General features: G+C 62.3%; 12 protein-coding genes and 1 pseudogene. 3 read left to right on the top strand and 10 right to left on the bottom strand.

Annotation, left to right across the window (positions count from 1 at the left end; all coding sequences use genetic code 11):
• From JOH52_RS19640 to JOH52_RS19630, 3 genes are read right to left on the bottom strand one after another with little or no spacing between them, the layout of a single operon-like run.
• Entirely contained in the window at positions 1-984 is a 984-nt protein-coding gene (locus JOH52_RS19640; protein WP_010975791.1) for a cytochrome c oxidase subunit II, read from the bottom strand.
• Complete coding sequence (locus JOH52_RS19635; protein WP_017272127.1) at positions 981-2,105, bottom strand: c-type cytochrome; 1,125 nt, start codon at positions 2,103-2,105, stop codon at positions 981-983. The genes JOH52_RS19640 and JOH52_RS19635 overlap by 4 nt, the downstream gene beginning before the upstream one ends.
• On the bottom strand, positions 2,096-2,677 hold the full coding sequence (locus tag JOH52_RS19630; protein ID WP_010975789.1) for a cytochrome c oxidase assembly protein: 582 nt from the start codon (positions 2,675-2,677) through the stop codon (positions 2,096-2,098). Before JOH52_RS19630 ends, JOH52_RS19635 begins: the two co-directional genes overlap by 10 nt.
• 249 nt (positions 2,678-2,926) lie before the next feature.
• Here JOH52_RS19630 and JOH52_RS19625 point away from each other — a divergent pair, with 249 nt between their 5' ends.
• Both JOH52_RS19625 and JOH52_RS19620 read left to right on the top strand, forming a co-directional pair.
• On the top strand, positions 2,927-3,379 hold the full coding sequence (locus JOH52_RS19625; RefSeq protein WP_014527163.1) for a DUF2231 domain-containing protein: 453 nt from the start codon (positions 2,927-2,929) through the stop codon (positions 3,377-3,379).
• Entirely contained in the window at positions 3,372-4,925 is a 1,554-nt protein-coding gene (locus JOH52_RS19620; RefSeq protein WP_010975786.1) for a PQQ-dependent sugar dehydrogenase, read from the top strand. The genes JOH52_RS19625 and JOH52_RS19620 overlap by 8 nt, the downstream gene beginning before the upstream one ends.
• 8 nt (positions 4,926-4,933) lie before the next feature.
• Here JOH52_RS19620 and JOH52_RS19615 read toward each other — a convergent pair whose 3' ends face one another.
• From JOH52_RS19615 to JOH52_RS35125, 4 genes and pseudogenes are all read right to left on the bottom strand, one after another.
• Positions 4,934-5,920 (bottom strand): YihY/virulence factor BrkB family protein, encoded by a 987-nt coding sequence (locus JOH52_RS19615; RefSeq protein ID WP_015243039.1) that lies wholly within the window; start codon positions 5,918-5,920, stop codon positions 4,934-4,936.
• Between the two features lie 533 nt (positions 5,921-6,453).
• Entirely contained in the window at positions 6,454-6,894 is a 441-nt protein-coding gene (locus JOH52_RS19610; protein ID WP_014527165.1) for a DUF421 domain-containing protein, read from the bottom strand.
• A gap of 123 nt (positions 6,895-7,017) precedes the next feature.
• On the bottom strand, positions 7,018-7,518 hold the full coding sequence (locus JOH52_RS19605; RefSeq protein WP_010975783.1) for a hypothetical protein: 501 nt from the start codon (positions 7,516-7,518) through the stop codon (positions 7,018-7,020).
• Between the two features lie 66 nt (positions 7,519-7,584).
• Positions 7,585-8,092, bottom strand: a pseudogene (locus tag JOH52_RS35125) (LysR family transcriptional regulator).
• Positions 8,093-8,272: 180 nt separating this feature from the next.
• Here JOH52_RS35125 and JOH52_RS19595 point away from each other — a divergent pair.
• Positions 8,273-8,725: an isochorismatase family protein gene (locus JOH52_RS19595; RefSeq protein WP_017267602.1), complete on the top strand. Its 453-nt coding sequence runs from the start codon at positions 8,273-8,275 to the stop codon at positions 8,723-8,725.
• Positions 8,726-8,782: 57 nt separating this feature from the next.
• On the opposite strand, the gene JOH52_RS19590 is transcribed toward JOH52_RS19595, so the two are convergent.
• From JOH52_RS19590 to JOH52_RS19580, 3 genes are all read right to left on the bottom strand, one after another.
• Complete coding sequence (locus JOH52_RS19590; RefSeq protein ID WP_010975779.1) at positions 8,783-9,301, bottom strand: DUF2231 domain-containing protein; 519 nt, start codon at positions 9,299-9,301, stop codon at positions 8,783-8,785.
• A gap of 97 nt (positions 9,302-9,398) precedes the next feature.
• Entirely contained in the window at positions 9,399-10,391 is a 993-nt protein-coding gene (locus tag JOH52_RS19585; protein WP_010975778.1) for a YihY/virulence factor BrkB family protein, read from the bottom strand.
• 94 nt (positions 10,392-10,485) lie between these two features.
• Positions 10,486-11,505, bottom strand: a complete 1,020-nt coding sequence (locus tag JOH52_RS19580; protein ID WP_017272129.1) for a Gfo/Idh/MocA family protein — start codon at positions 11,503-11,505, stop codon at positions 10,486-10,488.
• Positions 11,506-11,608: the final 103 nt, after the last annotated feature.

The following is an 11,608-nucleotide window of genomic DNA, read 5'->3' as shown; positions in this document are numbered from 1 at the left end:
TCACCTCAACTGGTCCAGATAGGCGGCGAGCTGCCGCAATTCGTCGTCGGTGAAGATTTCGAATGGCGGCATCAGATTTTCCGGCTTCACGTGCTGGCCGTCGCGGATCCAGCGGACGAAGGCGGCGACGTCGTTTTCGAGCGTCGCGGCGGCAAGCGAGTGCCGGCTGCCCACATGCGTGAGGTCGGGGCCGATCGTACCCCGGGCATCCGTGCCGCGGACCCGGTGGCATGCGGCGCAGCCGGAGGAGAGGAAAAGCGCCTGCCCTGCGGCCTGATCCGGCTTCGCAGCCGAGGCGTCGCCGGCTTCGCCTGCGAGCCAGGACGAAAACTGGTCTTCCGGCATGGCGATCACGTAAAAGGACATGAAGGCATGCGGGCCGCCGCAATACTCCGCACATTGGCCGCGACTGATACCGGCCTTCGTCGCTTGAAGCGTCAGCGTGTTGGTATGGCCGGGAATCATGTCGAGCTTTCCGGCGAGCCGCGGCACCCAGAAGCTGTGAATAACGTCTGCCGATGTCAGTTCCAATTCCACCGGCCGCCCGACAGGCAGCCGGATTTCGTTGGCGCTCTCGATGCGGCGTCCGGCCTCGTCCACATAGGTCACCCGCCACCACCAGCGCTCGCCCACGACCTCGATGCGCAATGCGCCCTGCGAGCGGGCCTCGGTGGTGCCAGGTGACATAAGGTAGAAGCCGTAAATCAGCAGGACGCTGAGAGCCAGGATCGGGAAAACGAGCCCGCCCCCGATGACTATCCTTTCGCCCGCGATGCGGGCACGCCAGCGCTCACCGCCGAAAAGCGCGACCGCCGTGATCAGGCAGACCGCGACGAGAATGGCGGTCGAGAAGAGGACCAGCAGCCAACTGAGCGTGCCGATGCGCTCGGCTTCCGCGCCGGAAGGATCGAGGGCGGACTGCAGTCCGGCGCAGCCCTGCAGCGCGAGAGCGCTCGCCGCCGCGAAATATCGGGCGAGCCTCATCGGTTCACCTCCGTCATCGGAGCCGTGGCGCTTCCCGGAGGCAGTGAACCCAGATAGGCGGCGACGTCTTCGATCTGCGCCTCGTCCAGTGCGCCGGCAACCGCCGTCATGATCCTCCCATAAGGGGTCCCGATCCGCCCTCCGCGCCGCCAGAGCCGTATCTGCTCCTGTATGTACTCGGCATGCTGGCCGGCGAGCACCGGAAACTGCTGCGATTGACGTCCGGAATGGCAGCTCAGGCAGGCCGGTACGCCCTGATGCGCGATGCCGCGATTGGCAATGGCTTCGCCACGCCTGAGTTGCTCGGGATCAGGAGGCGCCGATTGATTTCCGGCGGTTGGCCGAAGCGCGGAATAATACGCTGCCAGCTCCCGCATGGCGTCCTCCGACAGAAGGTCGGCGACCGGCTCCATGGCACCGCTCGGGCGGGTCCCCTTCGCATATTCCTGGAGGCTGCGCAGGAGATAGGCTTCCGGTAACCCCGCGAGCCGCGGGATACGGTCGCCGTTCGTGCCTGTGCCTTCGCGTTCATGGCAGCGCCCGCAGGCGGTCAATGCGCTGCCGCCCACGGATCGCTCATCGCTACTGGCCTGGCTGCGCGTGAGGCCTGCCAGTTCGCGATAATTGCCTGCCGTTGCGGGCAGGCTCGCGAGGAATGCCGTGACGGCCCAGACCTCGTCGTCGCGCCGCGTATTCGGCCATGCGGGCATGCCGGTATATTTGAGGCCGTGCTTGACGATCCAGAAGATCTCCTCCGGCGGGCGGCGCTTGCCGATGTCCATCAGATCCGGAGGCGGGGGCAGCATGCCGCTGACGATCGGGTTTATCTCTTCGCCGGGGCGGTTGTGGCACGCTACGCACGCACCTTCGAAATGGGATGCCCCAAGTCGGATCATGCCGTCGTCATCGAGCGGCGGAACCTCGATCGTAAAGCTTCGGTTGGCGATCGATCGTTCGCGGATCAACGTCAGGATCCAGGTCGTAATCCGCAGATGGTCCTTGGAGGCCGCGACGTTGTAGACCCCGGACCAGACGAACACGACGCCCGCGGCCACGAGCAGCACGGCGCCGAGCCCGACGATTTTCGCAACGGCCGTCCAGTGCAGGTTTCTCAGGTCCACGCCGCTGCACCTGTTCTGGATCCGGCCTCGTCTTTCTCCATCGTCAGAAGCCAGCGCGCAGCAATCACGATCCCTGCGAGAACATAGGTCACCGGACAGGCGACCAGCATGATAAGCCCCGCGAGCTGCTGATCGGCCAAAGTGGCGTTCACGGCTCCGGTCGCATGCGCCGCGTGGGATGCAGCGAAAGCGGGGTAGAGCGCTCTCGGCGCGAAGACGAAGAGCACGGCGAGAAGACAATAGAGCTTGCTGGTTATCAGAAGGGCGACGATCGGTTGCCAGGAGCGTTGACCATGAAGACGCAGGACCACCCGCCAGAATAGGAATGCGGTCAGGAACAGGCTGGCATTCATCAGCAAATGAACCGTGGGAAATTCCAGTGCCCGGTTGAGAGAAGGCGGCGCATGCCAGGCCCAGAGGGCGGCGATCTGCGCAAATGTCGCAAGCGCCAGGGCCCACCCGGCGATTTCCCGCCGCTGCAGCCGAACCCGCGTCACGGCGAATGCAGCCAGGGGCGCGGCGAGGTTCATCAGCAGGATATGCACTGCCATATGCGTCGCCAACGGCCCCATCACTCCCCCTCCTCCGAGCGGCTGACCAAGACCGCGACGGTCAGGTTTCAGAAAGGTCGCCGGCGCAGGCGGCCGGTCGAAACACGGCATCGAAAGACCGTGTCGCAAGGCGAAACTGTTTGGGGTGCTTCATGGTTCCAATCCGCACCTCCTGTGGTTGCGAAGCCGGCCGAACCACCCGACGCGGACCGCTCACGGAACAAATAGGCAGGCCCGAGGTTTCAACCGTCGACCGAACAGGAGGCACCGATGAGCCTGAATTCCGCATCGACTGCCGCGACCGTCACCACCCCGGTCCATTCGTTGCTCGTGCCGTTTCCAGTCGTCTGTTTTACGCTCGCCCTTCTGACTGATATCGCCTTCTGGCAGACGGGACATCTCATGTGGCAGAACTTCTCCGCCTGGCTGCTCTTTGCCGGTATCATCGCCGGCGTGATCGCCGGTCTAGCCAGTGTGTTGGAGTTCCTGTTTCGAAGGGAGCGACGCAGGCAAGGGGCGGTTTGGCTCCATGTCGTCGGCTACATCCTCGTCTTCGGCCTCGCCTTCGTCAACAACCTCGTCCATGCCGCCGATGGCTGGACGGCTGTGGTGCCCTACGGGTTGATCCTCTCCGCGGCGACGGTGCTTCTGACGATCCTCTTCGCTTTGCTTGGCCGCGCCACCCTCTATCGCAGGCAATCCGGAGTGAGCGGTTATGAATAGCTCTGCCTTCTTGGGTGCAAGATTCTTCATCGGAACCGGCCTTCTCCTCCTGGCGCTCGCAGGCTGCAGCGATGACGGCGCGGATTTCGATGTCTCGCAGCAGATCGGCCCCGATCCGGTCCTGCCGGAACCGACATCGGAGCTCCTGCCGGACATGAAAGTCGCCGAGGTCGTCGGCTGGCAGGACGGCAAGACACCGAGCGTTCCCGACAATCTCGTCATTGCCGCCTACGCGAAGGACCTTGCCAATCCGAGGACCGTCCATACGCTGCCGAACGGCGACGTTCTCGTCGTTCAATCGCGCGAACCCTCGGGCAAGCCGATAGAGCGTCCGAAGGACATGATCCGAGGTTGGGTCATGTCCATGGCCCATGGCGGTGGTGCCGGACCCGAAAAGGAAAGCAACCTGATCACGCTGCTCCGCGACACCGATCGCGACGGAACGGTGGACGAACGCCACGACCTGCTGACAGGGCTCCATTCTCCTTTCGGAGTTGCGTGGCACGACGGAACGCTTTACGTGGCGGCAGCCGATGCAATCCTTGCCTACCCCTACCAGCTCGGGCAGGCGGAGATCACCGGCGAGCCGCGGGTTCTTACGCCGCTTCCGGGTGGCCCGATCAACCATCACTGGACCAAGGACCTGGCCCTCAGCCCCGACGGGCGCTACCTCTATGCCTCCGTCGGCTCCAACTCGAACGTAGCCGAGCGCGGGCTCGAGGCCGAGAAAGGCCGTGCTGCAATCTGGCAGGTAGATCGGGAAACGGGTGCGGCCCGCGTCTTCGCGTCCGGCCTGCGCAATCCGAACGGGCTGATCTTCCATCCCGAGACCGGCGTGCTCTGGACGGTCGTCAACGAGCGTGACGAACTGGGGCCGAATCTCGTGCCGGACTACATGACTTCGGTGCAGGAAGGCGCCTTCTACGGCTGGCCATGGAGCTATTTCGGCGCCCATGTGGACGAGCGGGTCCATCCGCCGCGGCCGGACATGGTCGAGAAAGCGATCCCGCCGGACTACGCCCTTTCCAGCCACGTCGCCGCCCTGGGTCTGGTCTTCTCCAACGGCTCCGCCTTGCCGGAGCCCTTCGCCAACGGCGCCTTCATAGGCGAGCACGGGAGCTGGAACCGCAGCAGCTTCAACGGTTACAAGGTCGTCTATGTCCCCTTCGAAAACGGCCGGCCGGCCGGAAAGGCTCAGGACATCGTGACCGGCTTCATCGAAGGCGATCAGGCACGCGGTCGTCCGGTCGGCGTAGCGATCGACGGGACCGGGGCGCTGCTCGTTGCCGACGACGCCGGCAACACCGTCTGGCGCGTCGCCGGAGCCGACGGCAGGGTGACGCCGGGCCCTGTCGGTACGGACGGTCAGAGGGATAGCCCGGTCACCAGCGAAGCCAGCCCACCGGCGGGTGAGACAGGAGGAACAGCCGGAGGGGCCGCTCCTCCCGCAGCTGGTACCACGCCTCCGGAGCCGCCGCAGACCGATGTCGCGCCCGCTACTCTGCCGAGGGCTACGGAACAGGGATCACCGGAGCAACAGCAATAATCCGCGATCTAATCCTCGGTGTCGCCGACCGTGTCGGCGACATAGGCATCGCGCTTCCCGAGCTCCTTGGGCCGCCCTGTCGTTGAATCCCTCGCCGTCTGATGTTCCAGCTCGGCATTGAGTTCAGCACCGATGATGACGATCATGGTTGATATCCAGATCCAGAGCATGAAGCCGATCAGCGCACCGAGAGCGCCATACGTGGCATTGTAGTTCGCAAAATTGTCGATGTAATACGAGAACGCCAGGGATGCGACGAGCCAGCAGATCGTGCTCAGGGCCGCACCCCAGGTAAGCCACCTGAGTTTGGCTGGCTCCCGGCTCGGACCGTAGCGATAGATCAGGGTGATGCCCGCCGCTATGAGCAACAGCATCACGGGCCAGCGTACGAATCTGAGAAGACCTTCCAGTTCCAGGTGGAGAAAGGCCAGCACTGCCGGCAATACCGCGATGGCCGCGATGAGGACGGCGGTCAGGATCAAACCGGCCAGCGTGAAGCCGATGCTCAATAGAGTCAGCCGGATGAAGCTGCGCTTTTCGGTCTCGTCGTAAGCGATATTCATCGCCTCGAAGAGCGCCCCCACGCCGTTGCGTGCGCTCCAGAGCGCGAAGAGCAGTCCGGCTATGAAGCCGAAGCTCAGGCTGGAGGTTTTCTGGGACGACAGGGTTTCCAATTGATCGGTCATCATTTGAAGCGACTGGGCCGGAAGGACGGCCGCGAGCAACGTAGCCTGCTCTGCGATCGTGGCCGGATCGGAAACGAGACCGTAGATGGAAACGAGCGAGGCCAACGCTGGAAATACGGAGAGGAGCACATAAAAGGTGACGCCGGCCGCAATGAGCGAAATCCTGTCCTCGCTGATCTGCGAAACCACGCGCCAGAAGACGTCACGCAGGCCCCTCGCGGGAATTTCGCCCGGGCTGTCGGCCGCGCGTCCCCTGCCCGCTTCTTGTGCCTGTTCGTCGGTTCCCCTCTTTGCGTCACCGGATTTCATCTGATTGTCCTCGCGCGTTCGAAAGTTCGCCGTGCCCCTGATCGGCCTTACCGGCGGGCGATCGCGGATGGCATTCGAACACGCTAAGCGTTGGCTTGTTCCTTGCATTCTCCGCTATTCGGCATCGCGATGTGAAACCCTTATTTCACGGCGCAGCTTATTTTCTCATAAGAAGTGCTCCATGCTCTCGTCGTGCGTTTTCGGATTTAGAAGAGCTGGATCATGAAACCTGCGACGCTGCGAATAACCGGCATATTTTTGTTTGCGGCTATTCCGTATCTTCCGGCAAGCGCTGGGAATATGCAGCACGAAAAGAGAGAAGATCGAAGGCAAAGCCTTGGCATGAAGAATTTCGTTGATGCCAATCCCGATTGCCTCGAGTTTAATGACCAATGCTCTGTTTGTTCGTTGACCGGCGGAGTGGCCGAGTGCTCCTCACCCAAGATCGCTTGTGTCAAGGGGGAGTACCGTTGCACGGTGAGATCGAAATAGTAAGGATGTCATTTCGCCCTCTTCCGGAACCGAGCCCCGCGTCATCTCGGTATGATGCTTATGCCCCCGTCGGCCTCGAGAACCGCGAATTTGATCTGGTCGAGGCGAGCCAGGCCCTGCTGCTCCCGGGCGGCGACAAGTATGTCCTCGATGTTGACCCGGGCTCTTTTCAAGGCACGTTCGTCGACCTTGCCGTCTGCGATGAGCACCGTCGCCGTTCCGTCGAGGAACAGAGCGATCTTCGGCGACCATTGCTTGAGGTAGGAGAGAACGATATCGACGCCGAAGAGCGTCAGGATGAGCAATGTTGCGTTGACAATGGAGAAGTCGTCGCCAAGCAAGGCCTGCTGGGTCGTCTCCGCGATGATGAGCAGCAGCACGAAGTCGAAGGTCGTCATCTGAGCAACCGTGCGCCGGCCGGAAAGCCGGAGCGCGGCAAGGAGTATAAAATAGATCGTAATACCGCGAACGACGGAGTCCATGACGTATCTCCTAGATCACGATGCTTTTAGGTCGGGTCGACCTAAAAGCATTAACGTGACCGATTCCAAAAAGTTAGAGCGGGATGCGGGCGGAAAACCGCGCACACTTTTCCTCATCCCGCTCTAGGGCCAGACGATCGTTCGCACTGCCTGCGCTGGCTCGTCATCCATGCCTATTCGATAGGAAACGACACCCGGACTTTGGGCGCGAAGGTGCAGAGTCAGCACAAGGGGCTGTCGCGAAGCGGACCGGAAGCGGTATACCAGCCCTTCATTGCCTGCTTCGGCGGCGATCGGTGGCGGATCCATGTCCTCCACCTGAAAGCTCCTGAAGAATTCAGGCGACAAGATCAGGCGACGTTCGTTCCCGCCGCCGGCCAATGACGCGTTCAGCGTGTCGGACGCCTCCCAGCGGCTGAAACGCGGCACATCGACAGAGCCGCCGGCGAACGTCACGGCTTGTCTCTGAAGCCAGCCCCGCGAGCCCGTAACGCCCAGGACGGCGGCAAGCAACGTCAGGCCAAAAACAATCCATGCGACGCGCTCTACTTTCCAGAAAGACTCCTGAAAAGCGCGATGCTCTTCGATCTGCAATCCGTCCGGTCGAACTGGTGGTTGATCCAAAGCTTAGACCTCGCCCTTGAGCTTTGTAGAATGGCTGAACGGGCGGAAATGTTCCGTGGAACCACCCTAGACGACAGCCCGCTTCCTCGCCTCGGCGCATTCCGCCGCCAGGAAATCAAGCAGTGGCCGCACTGAAGGCAGTAGTCCGAGGCGCGAAGGGAAAACGGCATGGACGATGCCGGCGGGTGGGCGCCAGTCCGGCAGGACGTGAACGAGTTGGCCCGATTCGACCTGGCGCCAAACCATCATCGTCGGCAGCGAAGTTGATCAGCGCCACCGGGCAACTCACGCGGACGATGCCGCGCGGCTCGGAGCGGACTTGCGCGATCATCTCGTCGGCCGCCTCGGCCTCGACCAGCATGGCGACACAGCGATCATAATATTCGCGTCCGATCTCGGTCACGGAAAAGCGACGGGAAGACCGGTTTAGCAGTCGCACACCCAGCCGTTCTTCCAATTGCTGGATGCGCCGGCTGAGCTCCGACTTCTGAATGTCATTGGCGCGCACGGCAGCGGCGTAGCCGCCGTGGTCGACCACCTGGACGAAGTAATAGAGGTCGTTCAAGTCTTTCATCGTTCTATTGTTAGGACGCTACGTTGGAGATCGCAAAGCTTTTGCGGGCAATGTTTGCGGTGACACCTTCAATCCCACGGACATGGGCTTTTTCGGAGCTGGGACGGCTGACGCGCCCGCACCGTCTCTACCTGGCGGAGAGTGGAACTTCCGCACCGGACCGGGCGACCGCAAAACGGTTTGCCGGTCGTTCATTCCACGGTCAACGTGCAGACCGGGCTCAACAAGCCGCCCGTTCCGCATATTCCGAAAGCGCTGGACGGCTACCCGATTTACCACCGCACCAGCATCAACAGCTGGGAGGATGTCGAATTCCGCAAGGCGGTCGACGACCCCGGCCGCAAGAAGCTGATCATGACGGCGCTCTGGACCGAGGCTTGCCTGACCTTCCCGGCATTCAATCCGTTGGCGGAAGGCTATGAAGTTTATGTGCGGGTGGATGCGGTCGGCGGCACGTCGGTTGCCGCGCACGACGCCGCGTTGCGTCGCGTCGAGCAGGCCGGCGCCGTCCAGCTCTTTTGCGGGCTGCAGAGGGAATGGAAGCGCAGTGAAACCGTCCCCGCTTTCATGAGCCTGTTCATCGAAACGGACGGCACGCCTGGGATCCAGTTCTTCTACGACCGCAGCGAATAGAATGATACGGGCGGCAACCGCAAATCGGCTGGTTGCCGCCTGGCTCGACAGGGCCTCTTAGATGTGCTTCGTCCTGTGCCTTGTCATGGACGGCGTGGCAGCGCCGTCCTCAGCCTCGGGGTCCATGCCGACCCGATGATGATAGACGAGCTCCCCGCCTTTCCAGCCGGTGTAGAGAAGCAGCAGGACGGTGACGAGAGACAGTAGAAAGCCCCAGGGCCAGACGGCCTCAACGGAACCGTTCTCATAACGCAGCCAAAAACCGGCGATCGCGAAGAGTACGACGACAATGTTTCCGATCATGTGCTTCCAGGCATCGTTGATCGCTCGAATACGGGCATTCCCGAGGAAATCCGTCAGTCCGGCGAGAGCAGCGAGGGCTGCCATCACGATGGCTGCACCCAGCGACCACATAGACACGTCTGCCCAGAATGAATTTCCGTTCGCAAGATAAACGATGTCACATATGAACGTTGCGACAAGAAGCGCGATCGGAAAGGGAACGAGCATCGGATGGATCGGATGCCCGCCGATCTTCGCGCTGGCCGCCAGACCCAAGAGGTCACGATCTGCCATGGCATAATCCTCCAGTACCGCAAGTCCCGGTCTTCCTGAAATGCGTAAGAAGCGGCGATTGTTCCTTGCGATGCGAACCGGCGCATGCTGCGGCTGATCAGTCGGCCGCCTTGCCGATGGTGTCGGCGACGTGAGCACCGCGCTCGCCCAACGGGAGCGGCTTGCCCGTCGTCGAATCGACCGCCGTCTGGTGTTCGAGTTCGGCATTGATGAGTGCGCCGATGATGAGAATCATCACCGAGATCCACACCCATGTCATGAGACCGGCGAGCGCGCCGAGAGCGCCGTATGTCGCGTTGTAGTTGGCGAAATGTTCCAGGTAATAAGAAAAGAGCCATGAGGCGGCCAACCAAAACAAGGTGCTGAACACCGCGCCCCAGTTCAGCCACCGCAGTTTCGCCCGCTCGCGGCTCGGCCCGAAACGATAGATGAGGATGGTGCCGAAGGTGACGAGGAGCAGTACCGCGGGCCATCTCGCCGCTCGGGTCACGAGCTCGACCCAACGGTCGACCCACACATAGGCCAGTACGGCTGGCACGACGCCGATCGCCGCGATCAGCGCGACCGCGAAGAGGAGTGCCGCGAAGGTGAACGCGAGGCACAGGAGGGTTCTCGACAGAAAGCCTCTCTTTTCTCTTTCTCCATAGGCCACGTTCATCGCATCGAAGAGGGCGGCGATGCCGTTGGCTGCCAACCACAGGGAGATCGACAGGCTCACGAAGAAACCGATGCCGAGAGTGGACGGCTTCTGCGTCGTCAGGGTCTCCAACTGGTCCATGATCAGCCCGTAGGAGTCTGCCGGCAGAAGCGCCTGCAGGATACCGACATGGGTGCCGATTTCGGATGGGTCCGCGACGAGCCCGTAGATCGAGACGAGGGCACCCAGCGCAGGAAAGAGCGACAGCAGAAGATAGAAGCTTACACCCGCGGCTATCAGCATGACCCGCTCTTCGCCTATTTCGGAAAACACCCGCCAGAAGACGTCCCGCATCCCCTTGGCGGGGATATCAGCGGGCGTATCGGCTGCACGCCCCCTGCCCGGCTCCGCGGCCTCCAGCTTCTCGGCAAGTTCGATTTCGTTCGCACCCATGAATCAACGCCCGCCCGGTGACGGAACCCGGCCTCCGCCTCGCTGCATGCATATCCAACGCCGCGGAAAATAGCTTGTTCCGGGACGCGACGGCTCAGACGCGGTGCGCCTGCCCGCTTTCCGAAGCGCCGAGAATCGCATCAATGAGCCGGTGGACCTTCAGTGCCTCGCGCCCGTTGACGCGCGGTTCGCCGTTACTTTCGACGGCACCGAGAAAGTCGGCAAGGACCGCACGGTGATGGTGATGCGGGAATGCCATCGGATCGGCGCCGGCACCACCCGCGGCCTCGTCCTCGACTGAGAGTTCCGTTCCGTTGTGGAAGGAAACGGCAAGAAGCCGGCCGCCCAGACGCGCCATGCCGCGTGTTCCGATTATGTCTATCTCGTCCGGATAGCCGGGATAAGCGCAGGTGGTCGCGCTCACGGTCCCGATCGCGCCGCCGGAGAAGCGGATCGCTGCCATCGCGAGGTCTTCGGTTTCCATGCGGTGGATCCCGCTCGTCGCCGCATAGGCCCTGGCCTCTTCCGGCAGGCCAGCGAGCCAAACGAGAAGGTCGAGCGTGTGTATGGCCTGGGTGAGAAGCACGCCGCCGCCGTCGCGAGCCCGTGTACCCCGGCCCGGTTGATCGTAATAGCTTTGCGGCCGCCAGTTGTGCAGCCGGGCCGAAGCACTGACGATTTGGCCGAGGCGGCCTTCATCGATGAGCCTCGCAAGTTCCTGGCTGACCGTGCGAAAGCGATGCTGAAGCACGATGCCGAGTTTTATCCCGGCGCGCTCTGCCACCGTCACCAGGGCTTCCGATCGCTCCGGCGTGATCTCCAGCGGCTTTTCGAGAAGCACATGCTTGCCCGCTTCGGCAGCCTGCCGCACCAGATCGAGATGGGTGCTCGGCGGCGTCAATATCATGACGGCCGTGATCGACGGATCATGGAAGATCGTCTCGGCGGAGTCGCAAGTCGTGAAACCATAGGAATCGGAAAAGGCATTCCGCCTCGCGGCCGTGGGACTGAAGGCGGCAGCGACCTCAACTCTCTCGTTGAGGTCCAGCAGGCTTTTGGCATGCGGCGCAGCCGCCATGCCGAGCCCGATCACGCCGATGCGCGTCTTTTTCATTCCATCACCCCCTCAGCCAAAGTTCCCCCGGATCTCGATCTACACCCTGCATCGATGCGCGGCAAGAAAGTCATCATACAACTTCATGAAGTTTGTATGTTGA

The sequence above is a fragment of the Sinorhizobium meliloti genome (assembly GCF_017876815.1).
Taxonomy (GTDB): domain Bacteria; phylum Pseudomonadota; class Alphaproteobacteria; order Rhizobiales; family Rhizobiaceae; genus Sinorhizobium; species Sinorhizobium meliloti.
This window is presented reverse-complemented; position numbering and strand designations above follow the sequence as displayed.